General features: G+C 68.6%; 16 protein-coding genes and 5 pseudogenes. 9 read left to right on the top strand and 12 right to left on the bottom strand.

All coding sequences use genetic code 11. From position 1 onward, the window contains the following. Window positions 1-81: 81 nt before the first annotated feature. Window positions 82-1,347, top strand: a complete 1,266-nt coding sequence (locus NWFMUON74_RS18535) for a PucR family transcriptional regulator (RefSeq protein ID WP_187683129.1) — start codon at window positions 82-84, stop codon at window positions 1,345-1,347. Between the two features lie 91 nt (window positions 1,348-1,438). Here NWFMUON74_RS18535 and NWFMUON74_RS37020 read toward each other — a convergent pair whose 3' ends face one another. The 3 genes and pseudogenes from NWFMUON74_RS37020 to NWFMUON74_RS36155 all read right to left on the bottom strand — a co-directional run. After that, window positions 1,439-1,798: a hypothetical protein gene (locus NWFMUON74_RS37020; RefSeq protein ID WP_483414316.1), complete on the bottom strand. Its 360-nt coding sequence runs from the start codon at window positions 1,796-1,798 to the stop codon at window positions 1,439-1,441. Between the two features lie 54 nt (window positions 1,799-1,852). Beyond that, window positions 1,853-2,362: pseudogene (locus tag NWFMUON74_RS37015) on the bottom strand (WYL domain-containing protein); the annotation flags it as partial. Next, window positions 2,296-2,436, bottom strand: a pseudogene (locus tag NWFMUON74_RS36155) (HTH domain-containing protein); the annotation flags it as partial. The pseudogenes NWFMUON74_RS37015 and NWFMUON74_RS36155, both read right to left, overlap by 67 nt. Before the next feature lie 113 nt (window positions 2,437-2,549). On the opposite strand from NWFMUON74_RS36155, the gene NWFMUON74_RS18525 reads away from it, so the two are divergent. After that, window positions 2,550-3,017, top strand: a complete 468-nt coding sequence (locus tag NWFMUON74_RS18525) for a VOC family protein (protein WP_187683128.1) — start codon at window positions 2,550-2,552, stop codon at window positions 3,015-3,017. Window positions 3,018-3,305: 288 nt separating this feature from the next. Here the strand turns inward: NWFMUON74_RS18525 and NWFMUON74_RS18520 are convergent, their stop codons facing one another. Beyond that, window positions 3,306-3,674, bottom strand: a complete 369-nt coding sequence (locus tag NWFMUON74_RS18520) for a hypothetical protein (protein ID WP_187683127.1) — start codon at window positions 3,672-3,674, stop codon at window positions 3,306-3,308. A gap of 2 nt (window positions 3,675-3,676) precedes the next feature. Continuing rightward, the gene (locus tag NWFMUON74_RS18515) at window positions 3,677-4,336 is read right to left on the bottom strand and encodes a hypothetical protein (protein ID WP_187683126.1); all 660 of its coding nucleotides are present in this window, start codon (window positions 4,334-4,336) and stop codon (window positions 3,677-3,679) included. 112 nt (window positions 4,337-4,448) lie between these two features. Here NWFMUON74_RS18515 and NWFMUON74_RS36895 point away from each other — a divergent pair. Both NWFMUON74_RS36895 and NWFMUON74_RS18505 read left to right on the top strand, forming a co-directional pair. Continuing rightward, window positions 4,449-4,760: pseudogene (locus NWFMUON74_RS36895) on the top strand (AraC-like ligand-binding domain-containing protein); the annotation flags it as partial. 46 nt (window positions 4,761-4,806) lie between these two features. Then, window positions 4,807-5,850, top strand: a complete 1,044-nt coding sequence (locus NWFMUON74_RS18505; protein ID WP_187683124.1) for a fatty acid desaturase family protein — start codon at window positions 4,807-4,809, stop codon at window positions 5,848-5,850. Here the strand turns inward: NWFMUON74_RS18505 and NWFMUON74_RS18500 are convergent. Continuing rightward, window positions 5,840-6,610 carry an IclR family transcriptional regulator gene (locus NWFMUON74_RS18500; RefSeq protein ID WP_187683123.1) on the bottom strand — a complete coding sequence of 257 codons (771 nt, stop codon included), beginning with the start codon at window positions 6,608-6,610 and terminating at the stop codon, window positions 5,840-5,842. The genes NWFMUON74_RS18505 and NWFMUON74_RS18500 overlap by 11 nt on opposite strands. 47 nt (window positions 6,611-6,657) lie before the next feature. On the opposite strand from NWFMUON74_RS18500, the gene NWFMUON74_RS18495 reads away from it, so the two are divergent. Genes NWFMUON74_RS18495 through dmpG form a run of 3 tightly spaced genes read left to right on the top strand, consistent with a single transcriptional unit; the run spans window position 6,658 to window position 9,467 of the window. Beyond that, on the top strand, window positions 6,658-7,449 hold the full coding sequence (locus NWFMUON74_RS18495) for a 2-keto-4-pentenoate hydratase (RefSeq protein ID WP_187683122.1): 792 nt from the start codon (window positions 6,658-6,660) through the stop codon (window positions 7,447-7,449). Between the two features lie 24 nt (window positions 7,450-7,473). After that, complete coding sequence (locus tag NWFMUON74_RS18490) at window positions 7,474-8,421, top strand: acetaldehyde dehydrogenase (acetylating) (RefSeq protein ID WP_187683121.1); 948 nt, start codon at window positions 7,474-7,476, stop codon at window positions 8,419-8,421. Beyond that, window positions 8,418-9,467 carry a 4-hydroxy-2-oxovalerate aldolase gene (gene dmpG, locus NWFMUON74_RS18485; protein ID WP_187683120.1) on the top strand — a complete coding sequence of 350 codons (1,050 nt, stop codon included), beginning with the start codon at window positions 8,418-8,420 and terminating at the stop codon, window positions 9,465-9,467. The genes NWFMUON74_RS18490 and dmpG overlap by 4 nt, the downstream gene beginning before the upstream one ends. Before the next feature lie 75 nt (window positions 9,468-9,542). Here dmpG and NWFMUON74_RS36585 read toward each other — a convergent pair. Next, window positions 9,543-9,644, bottom strand: a pseudogene (locus NWFMUON74_RS36585) (CoA transferase); the annotation flags it as partial. 172 nt (window positions 9,645-9,816) lie between these two features. Here NWFMUON74_RS36585 and NWFMUON74_RS36890 point away from each other — a divergent pair. Next, window positions 9,817-10,401: a GNAT family N-acetyltransferase gene (locus tag NWFMUON74_RS36890; RefSeq protein WP_187683119.1), complete on the top strand. Its 585-nt coding sequence runs from the start codon at window positions 9,817-9,819 to the stop codon at window positions 10,399-10,401. A gap of 10 nt (window positions 10,402-10,411) precedes the next feature. Here NWFMUON74_RS36890 and NWFMUON74_RS18470 read toward each other — a convergent pair whose 3' ends face one another. Then, window positions 10,412-11,182 (bottom strand): GTP pyrophosphokinase, encoded by a 771-nt coding sequence (locus NWFMUON74_RS18470; RefSeq protein WP_342213323.1) that lies wholly within the window; start codon window positions 11,180-11,182, stop codon window positions 10,412-10,414. Between the two features lie 78 nt (window positions 11,183-11,260). Next, window positions 11,261-12,043 carry an acyl-CoA thioesterase domain-containing protein gene (locus NWFMUON74_RS18465; protein WP_187683117.1) on the bottom strand — a complete coding sequence of 261 codons (783 nt, stop codon included), beginning with the start codon at window positions 12,041-12,043 and terminating at the stop codon, window positions 11,261-11,263. Between the two features lie 1,084 nt (window positions 12,044-13,127). Here NWFMUON74_RS18465 and NWFMUON74_RS36885 point away from each other — a divergent pair. Further along, window positions 13,128-13,676 (top strand): annotated as a pseudogene (locus tag NWFMUON74_RS36885) (MutS-related protein); the annotation flags it as partial. A 255-nt stretch (window positions 13,677-13,931) separates the two neighbouring features. Here the strand turns inward: NWFMUON74_RS36885 and NWFMUON74_RS36140 are convergent. The 3 genes from NWFMUON74_RS36140 to NWFMUON74_RS18450 form a co-directional block, all read right to left on the bottom strand. Then, complete coding sequence (locus NWFMUON74_RS36140; protein WP_232110426.1) at window positions 13,932-14,729, bottom strand: hypothetical protein; 798 nt, start codon at window positions 14,727-14,729, stop codon at window positions 13,932-13,934. Between the two features lie 550 nt (window positions 14,730-15,279). After that, the gene (locus tag NWFMUON74_RS18455; protein ID WP_187683115.1) at window positions 15,280-15,690 is read right to left on the bottom strand and encodes a histone-like nucleoid-structuring protein Lsr2; all 411 of its coding nucleotides are present in this window, start codon (window positions 15,688-15,690) and stop codon (window positions 15,280-15,282) included. A 359-nt stretch (window positions 15,691-16,049) separates the two neighbouring features. After that, window positions 16,050-17,213: an acyl-CoA dehydrogenase family protein gene (locus tag NWFMUON74_RS18450; protein ID WP_187683114.1), complete on the bottom strand. Its 1,164-nt coding sequence runs from the start codon at window positions 17,211-17,213 to the stop codon at window positions 16,050-16,052. Between the last annotated feature and the right edge of the window lie 116 nt (window positions 17,214-17,329).

The raw sequence follows: 17,329 nt of genomic DNA, 5'->3' as shown, positions 1-17,329 counted from the left end.
CGCCAACGGTTGTGTTGGACGTCACTCACAATTACAGTAATCGCTGACATGGTTGGCCAGCATGGTCGGAGGTTGAGGTCGATGCCGACGAGCATCCCGGGTGCGCCGCAGGAACTCGAGATTGCCGGGGTCGCGGCCGTCGCGCACCTGCGCCGGAATCCGCATCTGTCCCGGCAAGTACTGGGACATGTGACCGGTTCTGCCGACGACGCCCCGCCGGAGGCGAAGTTGCCGTGTGGGGTGGTGCGGCGCGAGGCCGCGGAGGTGGTGGCGGGATGCCTGGGCCTGGTCGCGGCGGCGCTGCAGGGCCGCCCGGTGGACGAGATCCCGGCCACCCTGCGCACCAAGATCGCCGACTGGGCGGCGGAAGGTGTGGCGCTCGAAACCGTGCAGCACGCCACCCATCTCGGGTTCCGGTTCGTGCTCGAGCTGCTGTCGCGGCGCGCTACCAGTGCCGACAGTCAGACGATGGTGCTGGCGGGTCAGCGGCTGGCCGAGGTGCTCGACCGCATCATCACCGCGTTCACCCGCGCCTACCTGCACGAGATCCGGGCCAACACGGTCGACCGGCACGCCGGGTCCGAGGCGCTGGCCGCCGCGTTGATCTCGGGGTCGGCCAGCACCGTCATGGCGCGGGGGAGTGGTGTCACTTCGGCGTATGCCGTTCTCGCCCTTGCTATTACGTCCCCACCGGAGCCGCCCGCCCGGTTCGCGCGAGACCGCGGCGAGGCTCGCCGCCGGTTGCACAGGTTGCGCACCGAACTCGCCGCCGACCCGGCCGCGCCCCTGGGCATCCTGAGCGAAACGGGCGGCACGGTATTGATCCCCGAACCGGAGACCGGCGACACCGCCACGGTCGAGCTGTTCGAGCGCCTGCAGAACACCGCCCGCGTGCCACTGCTGGCGACGATGGTGCACGCCCAACGGCGCGAGATTCCCGAGGCGGCGCATCGCACGCACGAAATGCTCGAGCTCGCGCAGCGGCTGCACCGGCCCGCCCGCCTCTACCGATTCGCGGATCTGGCTCTGGAGTACCAGATTTCGCGCCCTGGTCCCGCGCGACAGCGCCTGGCCGCGCTGATGGACCCGCTGCGGTCGCGGCCCGAACTGCTGCAGACCCTGGCCGTGTACATCGCCAGCAGCCAGCAACGCCAGCGCGCCGCCGACCTGCTGCACGTCCACCCGAACACCCTCGACTACCGGTTGCGCGGCATCGCCAAACACACCGGCTTCGACCCGGTCCGCGGCGACGGCCTGTGGCACCTGCAGGCCGCCCTCGTCGCCCACACCTACGAGACCGACTTCGCGGATGTCACCGCCCTGGCGCCGATGCAGGCGAGCTCCTGACCGGCCACGGCGCGCTCGCCCCCGCTCGTTCGTGCATCCGGCGTTGCCGGTGTCCGGCTGCCGGAAGAAACGCGCTCGAGCCCCGCGGAGGTCAGCATTGTCCTGCGGCGCGGGCGGCGCGGCGGGACAGGGTGGCGAAGGCGTCGCGTAGTTGCTGGGGGGCGACGGCCTCGATCTCGGTGTCGAAACGGGCCAGCGTCGCCGCGAGTGCGGCCCAGGACCAGGAGCCGAGCAGGAGTCTGGTCCGGTCGGGCCCGTATGGCTCCACCACACCGTCTCCGGCGAACGGAAGGACTTGCGCGGCAGAAAGTTTCAGGATCGCCTCGCCGTTGCACGGCCAGATGTCGGTGCTGTGGGAGCCTTTGAAGCGAGCGGAGAGGAACGCGGCGACGTCGCCGTCCGGCACGGGCCGCGGGGAGAAGCGGGGACCGTTGGGAATGCGGAGCGTCATGCGGTCGGCGCGGTAGATCCGCCAGTCCGCACGCTGCGGGTCCCACCCCACGAGATACCAGTAGCCGCCGCGAGCCACGAGATGGTGGGGTTGCACCCGCCGCGGCGGGCGCGGCTCGGTGGTCTGCGGCCGGGCCGGGGACGCATAGTCGAACCGCAGTTCCTCCCCGGATCGGATGGCGGCGCCGAGCGCGAGCAGGGTGTCGGTGTCGGCTGGGAAGCGGCGCGAATTCCGGTCGATTTGACCGCGGTGAACTCGAGGGCATCGACGCGCCGGCGCAGGCGGGTTGGCAGCACCTGACGCACGGTCGCCAAGGCTCGCGCGGCGGCCTCCTCGATTCCCGCTCCCGTCCCGACCGCGGTCCGCAATGCCACGGCGAGCGCGACCGCCTGCTCGTCGTCGAACAGCAGCGGTGGGAGTTCGCTGCCCGCTTCCAGCCGATAACCACCGTCCGGCCCTTTGACCGCCCGCACCGGATAGCCCAGTTCGCGCAGGCGGTCGATATCGCGGCGCACCGTGCGTTCGCTGACGCGCAGCCGCTCGGCCAGCAGACCTCCCGGCCAATCCCGCCGGACCTGCAGCAGCGACAGCAGCGCGAGCAGGCGGCGGGAGGTCGACGTCGAGGAAGCGGACGGCATGAGGTTCATGCTGTCACGAGTAGCGGACATTCTCTGTCCGGTACCGGTGCCAGTGTGGATCTCGTCGCCGGAATCCTCCGGCGCGAACCACTTTCGTGAAGGACCGGATCACCATGTCGATCAACACTGTTGCCCATCTGAACTTCCACGGTCGGGCTCGCGCGGCCCTGGAGTTCTACCGGACGGTATTCGGCGGCCAGCTCACCATCGTCACCTACGGCGACTTCGGGATGCCCGCTGCGGCGCCCGACTCCGGCAAGGTGGCCTTCGGCCAGGTCGTCGCCGACGACGGATTCGAGGTCATGGCCTACGACGTGCCCGGCCGCGAGCAGCCCGGCGCCACGGGCGCACCCACCACCCGCCGCGAGAACGGCGCCACCTTCACCGAGGAGCCGTTCTTCCTTTCGGTGCGCGGCGAGTCCGTGGAGGAAGTCGGTGCGCTGTGGGAACGCCTCGCCGACGGCGCGACGGTGGTCGAGTCGTTCGGTCCCGCCCGGTGGGCGCCGGCCTTCGGCATGCTGACCGACCGCTTCGGCATCACCTGGATTCTCGACGTCACCCCCGAACCCGCCCGGTCCTAGATCCGTCGCACGCGAGCGGCTGGCCCGAGAGGGTCGGTCAGCCGACGTGGGCGTCGGCCGGTTCCGTGCGGGGAATCCGATGCGGGACAGGTAGTCCCGCAGGTGCGCGGAGCCGGAGCGCAGTTCGGCGTCGGCCGGTGCCGTGCCGGGGGCGATGACGGTGGCTCGCCCGTCGCCGATTCGCCGGCGGGCGGTGCTGTCGTCGATGTGGAAGTCCGACCATGCCGCATGTGGAACGGTCGAGTCGGTGAAGGGTGTGGGGCTGACGCCGTTGGCGGGTGTGCGTGGTCAGAGTTCGGTGCCGATTCGGGGGGTCTCGGGGGGTTGGTGTGCGGTGGTGGTGCGGTGGATGAGGGGGATGCTGAGGGTGAGGAGGAGGGCGAGGGCGGTATGGGCGGCTACCAAGGTGAGCCACGGGAGCATGAAGCCTTCGTCGGTGAGTTCGCCGCGGTCGCCGACGCAATGGAGGGTGAAATTCGTGGATGTGCCCTCGGAGTCGTGGAAGGTGTCGGACACGACGATCGGCTCCCGATACGGGTCCGCGCAGAACAGGGGTGCGGTCAAGGCGATCTCGCCGGGCCAGGCCACGGAGAGCAGGATGCTGAAGCCGAACACACCGGGCACGAGACCGCTCAGGAGTGCGAAGGGTTTGGCCATGGTCAGGCCCGCTGTACGCGGAGCAGGGTTCCGGCGTGGTCGAACTGGAGCACGGTCACGCCGCGGGGCGCGACGACATTCACCGTGACGAGCACATCGCGTCCGGATCGGTGCACCAGCAGCGCCGACACGTGCGCATCGTCGAGCCCGCTGTGGGCGACCGACGTGTCCACGATCTCCTCGACCCGCCGCAGCGCGGGCACCTGGTCGATCGCGAAGGTGGTGCCGTTCAGATCGCCCGCGAACGCCTGCACCGGTGTGGGTTCGCTGAGGGTCTCGAGCGCGAACGTGTAGTCGTCGAGCTGGTCCGGCGCCTGCGGAACGCGAATTCGCAAGCGCGCCACCGGATAACGACCCGACAACGCGCCCCCGCTGTTCAGTGCCGCGGTGACCTGCGGAGGCTGGTCCAGCATGACGAACTGGAAGCGGGACGAATTCGGCGCGGCCAGCAGGATCACGCTCGCTTCGAGATCGGCCGTGCCCAACCGCCGCTGCAGCGCACCGATCGCGTCGCCGGGCAACGCCGTGACCAGGCCGCCCCCGCGCGCCTGCACGAGCTCCTCGAAATCGGCGCGATCCACCGCGCCGATGCAGCCTGTGGCGGTCAGCGTGACCACACACAGCCCGAGAACCGAACCGCGCCACCGCCGGTAGTGCGTCATGGCGTGAACATACCGGCGCCGGGTACGGACCGCGACCGCACGAAGGCGCCGGGCCAGCTCGGGATCCGGGCCGCGATCGCGACGCGACTTCGACGCACCACGCGGGTGCAACGCCTCGTCGATGCGCAACCGGGGATTTCCAGCTGGTCGATTGTCCTCCAAGCGCATCCGTTACCAGCGGTCGGCACGGCACATCCGGGCGGACGACGACCGCAGCGCCCGGCTGGTGATCCCGCTGTCCGGCGGCATCGGGCTGTCACAATGCGACGACGCGGTACGACTGCGGCCGGGACAGCTGGGCATGATCACGATGGCACGCCCGATGACGTTGGCGGTTCGTAGGTGCGGCAGGGCCGGTTGTCCCCCCACGGTTCTACTCCCGCCCGTACCGAGGGACTACGTCGAACGAGAAAACTGCCGATAGCGTCGAAATCGCGAACATCGCGCGGCTTCAACGGATTCGGAGACTCATGACAACGTCGGCCCTGGTTCCACAGTCAGCACCACGAGCGCGGGGGCGCGACGGCGATTACTCCCGCCTGTTGCGCCGGATCTCCGACGCCGGACTCTTGCAGCGGCGTCCCCGCTATTACGCGATCCGGCTCGGCCTGGTCGCGGCCGCGTTCGTGGCGAGTTGGGCGGCATTCGTTCTGGTCGGCGACTCGTGGTGGACCTTGCTGGTCGCGGTGTTCATGGCGGTGGTCGGCGCGCAGGTCGCGCTCGTCATGCACGATGTGGCGCACCGGCAGGTCTTCCGGTTGCGGCGGCCGACGGAGATCGTGGGCCGCGTGGTCGGCAATGCGGGGATCGGGCTGGCCTACGGCTGGTGGCAGGACAAGCACACCCGCCATCATGCCAATCCGAACCACGAGGAGCTCGATCCCGATGTCGCACCGGACATTCTGGTCTGGTCGCAGCGACAGGCGCGGGCGAGCCGCGGCCTGCCCCGGCTCCTCGGGCGGGCCCAGGCGTACCTGTTCTTCCCCCTGCTGATGCTGGAAGGGCTGAATCTCCATCTGGCCGGCGCCCGTGCGCTCCGGGACCGGTCCGTCAAGCACCGCGCACTGGAGGGCGCGCTGCTCTTCGGTCATGTCATCGGCTATCTGGCCGCGTTGTTCGCCGTGCTGCCCGCCGACAAAGCCCTGGCGTTCATCGCCGTGCATCAGGCGCTGTTCGGTCTGTACATGGGGTGCATCTTCGCCCCGAATCACAAGGGCATGCCGACCCTGACCGGCGACGATCGCCCCGACTTCCTCCGGCGACAGGTGCTGACCTCCCGCAATGTGCGCGGCGGCAGGCTGACCGACTTCGCCCTGGGCGGGCTCAACTATCAGATCGAGCATCACCTGTTCCCGAGCATGCCGACGCCGAATCTGCGGCACGCCCAGGTGATCGTCCGCGACTACTGCGCGGAAATCGGTGTGCCATACCACGAAACGGGCCTCATCGCGTCCTACCGCGAGGCGTTGCGGCATCTCCACCACGTCGGCGCGCCGTTGCGCGCTACGAGGTGACCTTCGCGGCCGCACGATCGGCCGGGGTACGTGACAGCGTCCGGCCCAGCGCCAGCGCGGCGGTGCGGACCGCGGGCGCGAGCAACTCGGGCCGGAAGCTGTCGGTGGGCACCGACACCGACAGGGCCGCGATCGGCCGCCCGGCCAGCAGCACCGGCGCGGCCAGACAGCAGCCGCCCGGAGCCGCCTCCTCCCGCTCGATCGCGACACCGGTCCGGCGCACGGCCTCGAGCTCGCGGGCCAGGTGCGCCGGGTCGGTGATGGAATTGCCGGTGTAGCTGCGCAGCGGCAAGCCCAGGACGTAGGCGCGGACCTCCGGCTCCTCCGGTGCCAGCAGCGCCTTGCCGACCGCGGTGCACGTCAACGGCAGCCGCCCGCCGATCTGTGAGGGCAGCGGCAGCGCGGCGTGCCCATGGATCTTCTCGACGTAGACCGCGTCCTGGCCGTCGCGGACCGCCAGGTGCACGGTCTGCCCGGTCACCGCGTAGAGATCCTGCATGAACGGCAGCGCCGCCGAACGCAGCCGGTACTTCAGCCCGACCCGCTCGCCGAGCTCGAACAAGGCCAGGCCGAGTTCGTATTCGCTGCCCGTGCGCGTCAGCCAGCCCAGCTCGACCAGACCGCTCAGCACCCGATGTGTGGTCGAGCGCGGCAGCCCGGTGCGGGCGGTGACCTCGGCCAGCGACAGGGCGGTACCACCGGGAAACGCGTCGAGCACCAGCGCCGAGCGCTGCAGCAGCGACAAATCATCCCGTTTCATGGGACACATCCTATTCGCGGCGGATTCCCGGCCATAGCGTGCGTGGCATGACGACGGTGCAACCCCACACGATCGGCGCAGCCGCCGAACGACTCGCGGCAGCGGCGGCCACCCGGACCCCGTGCGCGCCGATCCGTGACCTGATCGGGCCGGACGACCTCGACGCCGCCTACGAGATCCAGCAGCGAAATATCGACGCGCTGCTCGCCGGTGGCCGCACCCGCGTCGGGCGCAAGATCGGCCTGACCTCTCCGGCCGTGCAGCGCCAGCTCGGCGTGGCACAGCCCGATTTCGGTGTCCTGCTCGACGATTTCGACTGCACCGGCGACGACAAGGTCGACCTCGGCAGACTGCTGCAGCCCCGGATCGAGGCCGAGATCGCCTTCACCCTCTCCGGTGACATTCTCGACCCGATCACCGCCGCCGAGGCGCCGCATTTCGTGGAGCGGGTGCACGCGGCGTTCGAGATCGTCGACAGCCGAATCGCCGACTGGGACATCGGATTCGCCGACACGGTGGCCGACAACGCCTCCTCCGGGCTGTATGTGCTGGGCGACTCGCTGCCGACCGCCGCCGCCCCCGACCTCGTCGCGGTCACCATGACCATGACCTCCGGCGGCGAACAGATCTCGACCGGCCGCGGCGCGGACTGCCTGGGCAGCCCGTGGGAGGCGCTGGCCTGGCTGGCCAACACCTGCTGCGTGTTCGGATCCCCGTTGCGCGCGGGCGAGGTCATCCTCTCCGGCGCGCTGGGCCCGATGGCACCGGTGACACCGGGCGCTACCTACCGGGCCCACATCTCCGGAATAGGTTCGGTCACCGCCACTTTCACGGACTGACCCCTCACCCGAAAGCAGGACACCATGAGCCGGATCAAGGCCGCGGTCATCGGATCGGGCAATATCGGCACCGACCTCGTCATCAAACTCCTCCGCGTCGCCCAGCACGTCGAGATCGCCGCGCTCGTCGGCATCGACCCGGCCTCGGACGGGCTCGCCCGCGCGCGCAGGCTGGGCGTCAGCGCCATCGACACGGGGGTGCGGGGGCTCATCGCCCATCCCGAATTCGACGACATCCGAATCGTTTTCGACTCCACCTCGGCCAAGGCGCACCTGGCCAACGAGGAGGCGCTGCGGCCCTACGGCAAGCGGCTCATCGACCTCACGCCCGCGGCCATCGGGCCGTTCGTGGTGCCCGCCGTCAATCTGGACGAGCACCTCGACGCCCCGATCGTGAACATGGTGACCTGCGGGGGACAGGCGACGATCCCGATCGTCGCCGCCGTCGCCGCGGTCACCCCGGTGCACTACGCGGAGATCGTGGCCTCCATCGCCGCCAAATCCGCGGGCCCGGGGACACGGGCCAATATCGACGAGTTCACCGAGACCACCTCCGAGGCGATCGTGCGGGTCGGGGGCGCCGCGCACGGCAAGGCCATCATCGTGCTCAATCCGGCCGAGCCGCCGCTGATCATGCGCGACACCGTGCTGACCCTGGTCACCGACCCGGACCAGGCGGCGATCCGAAAGTCCGTGCGGGACATGGTCGACGCGGTCGCGGCCTACGTTCCGGGGTACCGGCTCAAGCAGGACGTGCAGTTCAGGAAGCTGGACGACGCCGAGTCGGTCGCCACCCTCACCGGCGGCGTCGACACGGGGCCCGGTCTGTGGCAGGTGTCGGTGTTCCTCGAGGTCGAGGGCGCCGCGCACTACCTGCCCGCCTACGCCGGCAATCTCGACATCATGACCTCCGCGGCCTTGCGGGTCGCGGAGAAGATCGCCGACAACATGCTCCTGGAGACGGCCCGATGACCCAGACGACCACCCGCCCGAATGCCACCGACGGCGCCCCGCTCTACATCCAGGACGTCACCCTGCGCGACGGCATGCACGCCATGCGGCACCGGATCAGCCCGGAGCACGTGGCCCGGATCGCCGCCGCCCTCGATGCCGCCGGGGTCGACGCCATCGAGGTCACCCACGGCGACGGCCTGGCCGGGCACAGCCTCACCTACGGTCCCGGCAGCAACACCGACCGGGAATGGATCGAGGCGGCCGCCGCGGTGGTGCACCGCGCGAAGCTGACCACACTGCTGCTGCCCGGGGTCGGCACCGTCGCGGAACTGAAACAGGCCTTCGCGCTCGGAGTCACCTCGGTGCGGGTGGCGACGCACTGCACCGAGGCCGACGTGGCCGCCCAGCACATCGGCACCGCCCGCGAGCTCGGCATGGACGTCAGCGGCTTCCTGATGATGTCGCACCTGTCCGGACCTGCCGAGCTGGCCAAGCAGGCCGAACTCATGGAATCCTATGGCGCGCACTGTGTTTACGTCACCGACTCCGGTGGCCGGTTGACCATGGCCGGGGTGCGGGAGCGGGTGCGCGCCTACCGCGACATCCTCGACCCGGAGACGCAGATCGGTATCCACGCGCACCAGAATCTGTCGCTGTCGGTCGCGAATTCCGTTGTGGCGGTGGAGGAGGGAGCGATCCGCGTGGACGCCTCGCTGGCCGGGCACGGCGCGGGCGCGGGCAACTGCCCGATCGAGCCCTTCGCCGCGGTCGCGGACCTGTCCGGCTGGAAGCACAACTGCGACCTGTTCGCCCTCCAGGACGCCGCCGACGACATCGTGCGCCCGCTGCAGGACCGCCCGGTGCAGGTCGACCGCGAGACACTGACCCTCGGTTTCGCGGGCGTGTACTCCAGCTTCCTGCGCCACGCCGAAGCGGCGGCACAGCAGTACGGGCTCGACACCCGCGACATCCTGCTGGCCGTCGGTGAGCGCGGACTGGTCGGCGGCCAGGAGGACCTGATCACCGACATCGCGCTGGATCTGCGCGCGGCGAAGCAACGCTGACGGCACTGCGGGAATCCACGCCGAAACCGTGCAGCCGGGCCGCGCGCATGGTTCTCCTTCGGCATAGGATACCCAGTCACTGCGCGGTCCCGTGTGTCCCGTGCCCGACATCGAGACGTACACGATGTCGGGCCATAGTTCGTGTAGCCGTTGGTAGCCGAATCCCATCTTCGTCATGACCGAGGAGCCACCGCTCGCCCGGTCCGTTGGACAGCCGAAAGCACTGGGCAACACGGGATCCCGCCTGGCACCCCGCCGAGTGGGATCCCCGCTCGTTCGCGAGCGCCGAACAGACGTGCCCAACCGCCGCCCTTGACGAGGGCAGGGCTCGTCGGACGACCATGGTGATGTGACCCGTGCCTTGTCGACCCCGCCCACAGTCCCCGCCGGAGTGCTCGGCGGCTCCCCGCAACCCGTGCTTTCCGCCGCCGGAGACCTCCTGCTGCGCCCCTGGGATTCAGCTGATGCGGCGGTATTCCTCGGCGCCTATCAGGATCGGGAGATCCGGCGGTGGCACACGCGCCGGCCCTCGAGTGTGAACCAGGTTCTGGAATGGTTCGAGGGATATCTACGGGATTGGCGGGCAGAGGTGGGTGGGCACTGGGCCGTGGCGCGGGGCGGTGGGGAGGTGGTGGGGCGGATTGCGATGCGGGGCTTGGATTTCGACGACGGTGTTGCCGGGATCGGGTACTGGGTGCTTCCGGGTGCGCGGGGCGGTGGGGTCGCGTCGCGGGCGCTGTCGGCGCTCAGTAGCTGGGCACTGGGCGAAATCGGTTTCCATCGGCTGCAATTGGAGCATTCGACGCGCAATCGGGGTTCGTGCCGGGTTGCTGTGAAATGCGGCTATCGGATGGAGGGGGTTATGCGTAGTGCCGCGGTGCACGATGATGGGCGGCACGATATGCATTTGCACGGTCGGGTTCGGGGGGATTGAGGTCGGTCGGTCAGGGGGTTCGGCGGGTGGGGGAGGTGGCGAGGCTGTGGTACAGGGTGCTCAGGTCGAGTGTGTCGAGGGAGGGGGGCGTGGGGCGGGCGGCGTGGTCGACCTGGCGGTGGAGGGCTTCCATTTTCTCGTCCAGCTGGGCTGCTGCCGCGGCGGCCTGGGTGAGGTCGGTGCGGAGGTTCGGAGGGACCTCGCCGCGATACTTGTAATAGATCTTGTGTTCCAGGCTGGCCCAGAAGTCCATCGCGATGGTGCGGATCTGGATTTCGACCGGCATCCGTTCGGTGCGGTTGGAGCGGAATACCGGGATCGACACGATGAGATGCAGGCTCTGGTAGCCGTTCGGCTTGCGGTGGGTGATGTAATCGCGCTCCTCCAGCAGGGTGATGTCCTCCTGCCCGATCAGCATGTCCCTGATCTGCGCGATATCGGAGATGAAACTGCACACCACGCGCACCCCGGCGATATCGAGCACATTCTCCCGGATGGACGCCAGAGTCATCGCGTAGTTCTTGCGCTGCACCTTCTCGAGCACGCTCTCGGGTGACTTGAGCCGTGATCCCACATGCTCGATCGGGTTGTACTCGTGAGTGCTGTTGAAATCCTCGCGCAGGATATTGATCTTCGTCGTGATCTCGTCGATCGCGAACTTGTAGCCGAGCATGAAATCGAGAAACTGCTCGCGCAGCGCGCGAACGTCGTCGATGGTGACCCGACCCGTGTCCGCGGGGGAGCGATCGTCGGTATGGGGGATCGGCTGCCAGGCTCTCACGCGCTTCATTCTGCCCTCGCCTGCGGTTTTCCTGCCACGCCGGGTGACCTCCGCCACGGCGGGACGCTGTGGCGCCGGTCAGGAACGACTGAAGTCGATCTGCGCGGCGGCGTTGGCGACCGCGGTGACCATGCCGGTGCCGAGGGGGCCGCGGGAGTCGAACAGGGTGGCCGTGCCGACCGAGATGCCGTTGCTCGTCAGATGCGTTTCGGCGTGCAGGCCGATGCGGTCGCCGACGGGGACGCGGTCGAGCGCCACGGTGAGGTCGGCGTTGATGTAGCCGATCCCCCGCGAACCCCAATTGGTCACCAGGCTCGTGGATTCCGCGGCGACCACGGCCTGCACGAAGGGACTGCGCTCCTCGCCCTCGACCGCGCCCAGCGGGACCGCCCACAGGCTCTTGCGGCCGGAGTTCTGGTGGTCGGCCAGGACGGTGGACCAGTCGTGGTCGCTGCGGTACCACCAGTCGACGCCCGCGTCGGCGGGCGGATCGAACGGATGCTCGGAATGCCATTCGACACCGGGCGGCGCGTCGGCGGCCCGCAACTGCACCAGACGAGCCTCGGCCACCTCGACATCGCCCTGACGCACCCGGGCCGCGGCGATATGGATGCGCCGGCCGGAACGCACGACCTCGGTGTGCACCTCGAGCGGAGCGCCCTTGGCCGCCTTGAACATATCGATGGTGAACCGTACCGGCACGAAATCGGCCAGGCCGTGCTCGCGTTCGAGCGAGCGGGCCGCCGCGGCGCAGATCGCCGGGCCGCTGAGCATGTCCGCCCCCCACCGACCGTACGCCCAGCTCTGCGGGAGGTACCGCCCGTCGTCGTCGATCGTGAACATGGAAGGCATATCTGTCATACGCCCATAGTGTCGTATCGCCGACGATCGGTCCGCGCCAGGCCGGTCGGAGAAATGATCGCCGCCCGGTCCGCGCATTGTTCACGTTTGCCGCCGAGGGCCGGTGGGGTGCGTGCTATGTTTGGGGGCATCCGTCGGGAGGGCAGCGTTGGCCGAGTTCCGGAGCATTCTGTGGAGAGGTGGCGACGAAACGTACGCGGTCGACACAGCGCCGCATGTCCGCACCGATTTGAATCTTGACCAAATCTTCACGGCCACAGGCGCAAGCGCGCACGAGGCGGTCTACTGCCGGACGCTCGAAGAGCTGGACGGCGCGCTGGCCGCATTGCCGTCGCGTTCCAACGGTTTGCGCGACTGGCTGCACGACCATGTCGGCGCGGCGCCGTATCGAGAGCTGGCCGCCGGACAGCATCCCCGGGCGTTCCGCAGGCTCGAACAGCACGCCGAACGGCATCGCGATTTCATCGCGCCCGCGGTCGCGCGATTCGACGCCGAACTGCGGTTCTATCTCGACTATCTTCGATTCGTCCGCGAACTCGCCGAACACGGGACCCCGTTCTGCTATCCCGAGGTCACCACGGAGTTCGCCGATATCCACGCCGAGGACACCTATGACGCCGCGCCGGCCGTCCGGCTGGCCGGCAAGTCGGGCACTGTGGTGCGCAACGATTTCCGGCTCCCGGGACGGGAGCGGATCATCGTCGTCACCGGCCCCGACCAGGGTGGCAAGAGCACCTTCGCCCGGGCGTTCGGGCAATTGTTCCATCTGGCCGCGCTGGGCTGCCCGGTGCCCGGCACCCGGGCGCGAGCGCCGCTGCCGGACGCATTGTTCACGCAATTTCGTCCACGACGACGACATCAGCGATCCGGACGGCGCACTGGCGCAGGAACTGCTGCGGATGCGCGACATCATGGCTGCCGTCACCCCGCACAGCATCGTTTCCTGAACGAAAGCTTCAGCACCACAGCGGCCGCCGACGCGCTGCGGATCGGCGGCGACGTGGTACGCCGAATTGTCGATCGCGGCGCCGCCGCATTGTACGTGACATTCTTGGACGAACTCGCGGAGCCGGGACCGGAGGTGATGAGCATGGTCGCGGGAGCGACCGACAATGTGCAGGACTTCTTCCGGTACCTGCGCACCGAGCTGGCCTTCTACCTCGGCTGCCTGAATCTGCGAGAACGGCTCGGCCGGACGCGCACGCCGATCTGCTATCCGGTACCGGTGCCGGGCACACCGACATTGCGGTGCGACGACCTGCGCGACGCCGCGCTGTGCCTGGCGTCGGACCGCGTGGTCGGCAACGACGTGGATGCGGCCGGGGTGACATTCTTCGTGGTCAGCGGCGCGAACAGCGGCGGCAAGTCGACCTTCCTGCGCAGCGTCGGCACGGCACGGCTGATGATGCAGGCCGGTATGTTCGTCACGGCCTCTGCCTTCACCGCGGACCTGCGCAACGGTGTGTTCACGCATTTCGTGCGCGCCGAGGATCCGGATATGGAACACGGGCGGCTGGACGAGGAACTGACCCGCATGCGAGAGGTCACCGAGGTCCTGCGGCCGGGCGGAATGCTGCTGTGCAACGAGCCTTTCGCCTCCACCGACGACCGCGAGGCCGCGGCGATCGCCGACCCGATCATGTCGGCCCTGCTCGACTCCGGCGCGAAGGTCGTTCTGGCGACCCATCTCTACGACTCGTCCGGCAGCGGCACGCCGGCGGGCGGGACACCGATCTGTTCCTGCGGGCCCAGCGCGCTTCCGACTGCCGGCGCACCTATCGGGTGGCCGCGGGCGCCCCCGAGGCCACCAGCCACGGCGAGGACATCTACGCCCGGGCGTTCGGGGAGCGGCTCCCCGGCGGCCCGGCGGGGAGCTGACCGCCGCCGCTCAGGGCATCTCGCGATACACCTGCTCGAACGCGCCGGTGATGTGCAGATCGGTGACGCCCTTGCGGTCGGTGCGGGTCAGCTGCTGCATTTGCCCGTCGTACCAGTAGAAAATCTCTCGCGACACCGGCGCGCGGCCGCGCTCGGCGAAATGACCGGCGAAGTCGATCAGCAGGTAGCCGGTGAACAACGCGTTTGCCGCGCTGCTCAATCGGTGGAATGCGATCATGTGCTGATCGGGGATGGCGATCAGCACCCCGTAGGGCGCCGGGCCGATCTCGCTGGTGACCAGGTAGGACATGACGGCGATCTTCGACGCGACGAACGGCGATTCACCTTCCAGCACATCGATGACGATATCGTTGCGTTCCAACCTGTTTCGATGATCGATCGGCTCGGCCGCGGTATTGGCCGAGGCGAGGGTCCACAACTCCTCGGCATCCCGGCCGCCCACGGCGGTCTCGCCGGTGCTCGGCTCGGGGCCGGAGGGGTGCAGGAGTAACCCCGCCAGCGGCACCGCCGTGTCGATATCGGAGGCAATCGGCTTGGCGTGCAACAGCTTCGGGCTACGCTGACCGGCGGTGTGGGGCGGCGCCACCTGGACGCGAATGTGGTCGGCGACCGGATCCCGGGCGGGCTGGGGCGGTGCGCAGACGCCGGCGGCGGTGAAGTGGTCGTAGACGATGTGCGGCCACCGGGTGTCGGGCTCCTGCTGGCACTTGGACAATAATGTCTTCAAGTAATACCGGGTGCCGTCGACCGCCACCAGTTCCAGCGAGGCGGCCGGTGCGACGATCACCCCGAGGCCGAGAAGTGTGTTGATTGCGATTTGCCTGACCTTGGCTACCACTTCGTCCCGGCGCGAAGATGATTGATTGCGCAATGCTTGCTCCCCCCGCAAAGGTCAGAACTCGATCATATACGTCGTACATATGGCAGTAAACCAAGGGTGTGGGTCCATTCGGGACGCATCGGTGGGTTGCCTACACAATGCTGTGTCGGCTCCGCGGGCTCCTCGGAAACGGACTGGTGTGGTTAGGGAGATGATGCCTGCGTACGAAGGCCCTGTCAACGTTCTGTGGCGGCTCACTACGGCCGTGGACCGCCGGTCCGACGACCGCGGCCGGGCCCCGCGTGATCGGCGAAATACGTTGTGGCGCTGGTGGTTGCGGTCGCCGGCTCGCGACGACGAAGCTCAGGTTCCGAGCGCGGCGACGGACCGCGCGGGTGCCGTCAGTTTCAGGGGCATCGGCTCGCCGATGCCCCTGGTCGCCCACGTCGCCCGGTACGGAGCACCGTTCTCGGTGCCCGAATAATCGGAAATGTCCGAAAATGACGAATGCTCGCGCTCAGTGCGCGGCCTTGAAAGCGTCGTGTACCTCGTTGGAGATGCGCCCGCGCGGCGAGACCTCGAACCCGTGCGCGAGCGCCCACTCGCGGACGGCCTGGATCTCCTCCCGCGGCCGCCGCGGCGACGGGCCCTTGCGGCGGCTGCCGCGCTTGGTGGTCGGCCGGCCGGTGCGCCGTGCGGGGGCGGCGCGGCGCTCGGCGGGTGCCTCCGGCTCCGCGCCACCGGACTGGGCGGCCTCGAGCCATTTGCGGATGTGCGCGCGGAACTTGTCGACGTTCTCCGGGCGCAGATCCAACCGGTACTCCGCGCCTGCGATGCTGATCTTGACCTCGAGAGCGTGCCCATCCTGGATTTCGTTCCCGTCGAAATCGTCGGTAACGACAGTCTTTGTGATGACTTTTTTTGCCACCAGAGTCCTTTCACGGAGGTTGGACACCCTTGTGCAGGACATGGTAAACGCGCGCATTGTCGAAATGCAACCGGCCCGAGCCGATCGACGAAGAATCTCGTCGTTCCGCTCCCGATCCCCGGGCCGCGGATTGCGGTGCACCTCACATCGCCGGGGTGACCGGTGCGAGGGCCGATGGTCCGCAATGCGGGGGAAATGTGGACGGCAAGTGCGGATAATCATCGGGTCTCGGGGACTGCTTCGTTAATCGCGCGACGTTGCCACGGCGCTACCCCGCTGTGGCGAAAGCGAAGTGGCGTTGTTGCCGTTTCGTCACGGCCCACGGCAGCTGAAAATTCTTTGCAATGTGCCTCCGTATCTCAGATCCGTTTGGTCGGCGGGACCACGTACCGGCTGTACACAATGTCGCGCAGGACGTCCTCGCCGCCTTCGACGATTGCGATATAGCGCATGTCGCGGACCAGCTTGCCGATGTTCGATCCGGTGGTGTAGCCCAGGCCGCCGAACATCTCCGAGCCCGTGCCGGCGATCGACCAGCCGGTCTGGCCGCAGAACAGCTTGGTCGTCAAGGCCGAGCGCAGCGAGCCCCGGCGGCGGAATTCGGCCGCCGCGTCCGGGGTCGCCATGAGCGTGTCGTATTCGCGCGCGGCGGCCAGGCACTGATTGCGCATCACCTCGATCCAGGTTTCCATCTGGCCGAGCTTGGCGGCGAAGACCGCATTGGCGGTGAGCGGTTCACCGCGGACGTGTTTGTGCCTGCCGTACTCCATGCTCAGGTCGCGGATGCGGCGGGCGATGCCGACCGCGGTCGCGGCGATGAGGATCCGGCTGGCATTGAGGCCGAACTCCAGCAGTCGTAATCCGTGTCCCGCGAGCACATTCGCCGCCGGCACCCGGCAGTCCCGCAGGCTCAGCTGATAGGTGCCCGACGACCGGAGGCCGATCATTTCCCAGCGCCGCACCACCCGCAACCCCGGAGTGTCGCGTGGTACCAGCACGGCGAGGTATCCGTCGGCGGCCTCCTCGGAGCGGGCGACGACAATGGCGAAATCGGCGAACCCGGCATTGGTGGAGAAGTACTTCTCGCCGGTGAGTACGACCTCGTCGCCGTGCCGCGTGGCGGTGGTGGTGATCCGCGACAGTTCGCTGCCCGCCTCCTCCTCGCTGCCGACGGTGGCGCAGAACGTGCCGTTGCGGGCCATCGGTTCGAGGTAGGTGGTGCGCAGGTCCGGCGAGCCGTACAGCTCCACGATGCTGGTGCCGAGGATCGACACGAACAGGGTGAACGCCGCGCCCGCGTCCCCGTACGCCAGTTCGGACACGATGTCGACGCTGTCGGCGAGGCCGAGGCCGAGGCCGCCGAGATCCTGCGCGAGCCACCAGTTCGCCAGTCCGGTCTTGTGGAACCGCTCGTACAGGGGCAACGGCGCGTCGGCGAACGAGTCCAGGTACTCCTGCTGAGGTGTCAGCTCCTCGGCGACGAACTCGCGGATCGACCGCAGGTGCTCGGGACGTAGTGCCATCAGGGTGACCTTCCCTTCGCCGGACCGGGACCGAAGATTGCTCGCCTGCCTCCGAAGAATGCATTGTCGGCATCATAGATGCGGATGCCGGTGCGCGGGTGCCCGTGCGCGCAAAT

The sequence above is a fragment of the Nocardia wallacei genome (assembly GCF_014466955.1).
In the GTDB taxonomy this organism is placed as follows: Bacteria; Actinomycetota; Actinomycetes; order Mycobacteriales; family Mycobacteriaceae; genus Nocardia; species Nocardia wallacei.
The sequence above is the reverse complement of the archived record's forward strand: the minus strand, read 5'-3'. Positions and strand labels throughout refer to the sequence as shown.

Coding starts and splice junctions, on each gene's coding strand:
- dmpG (WP_187683120.1), top strand. CDS start 8,418: ATGACCCAGACGACCACCCGCCCGAATGCCACCGACGGCGCCCCGCTC.
- NWFMUON74_RS18490 (WP_187683121.1), top strand. CDS start 7,474: ATGAGCCGGATCAAGGCCGCGGTCATCGGATCGGGCAATATCGGCACC.
- NWFMUON74_RS37020 (WP_483414316.1), bottom strand. CDS start 1,798: ATGACGCTCCGCATTCCCAACGGTCCCCGCTTCTCCCCGCGGCCCGTG.
- NWFMUON74_RS18520 (WP_187683127.1), bottom strand. CDS start 3,674: ATGGCCAAACCCTTCGCACTCCTGAGCGGTCTCGTGCCCGGTGTGTTC.
- NWFMUON74_RS18515 (WP_187683126.1), bottom strand. CDS start 4,336: ATGACGCACTACCGGCGGTGGCGCGGTTCGGTTCTCGGGCTGTGTGTG.
- NWFMUON74_RS18505 (WP_187683124.1), top strand. CDS start 4,807: ATGACAACGTCGGCCCTGGTTCCACAGTCAGCACCACGAGCGCGGGGG.
- NWFMUON74_RS18535 (WP_187683129.1), top strand. CDS start 82: ATGCCGACGAGCATCCCGGGTGCGCCGCAGGAACTCGAGATTGCCGGG.
- NWFMUON74_RS18465 (WP_187683117.1), bottom strand. CDS start 12,043: ATGACAGATATGCCTTCCATGTTCACGATCGACGACGACGGGCGGTAC.
- NWFMUON74_RS18525 (WP_187683128.1), top strand. CDS start 2,550: ATGTCGATCAACACTGTTGCCCATCTGAACTTCCACGGTCGGGCTCGC.
- NWFMUON74_RS18495 (WP_187683122.1), top strand. CDS start 6,658: ATGACGACGGTGCAACCCCACACGATCGGCGCAGCCGCCGAACGACTC.
- NWFMUON74_RS18450 (WP_187683114.1), bottom strand. CDS start 17,213: ATGGCACTACGTCCCGAGCACCTGCGGTCGATCCGCGAGTTCGTCGCC.
- NWFMUON74_RS18500 (WP_187683123.1), bottom strand. CDS start 6,610: ATGAAACGGGATGATTTGTCGCTGCTGCAGCGCTCGGCGCTGGTGCTC.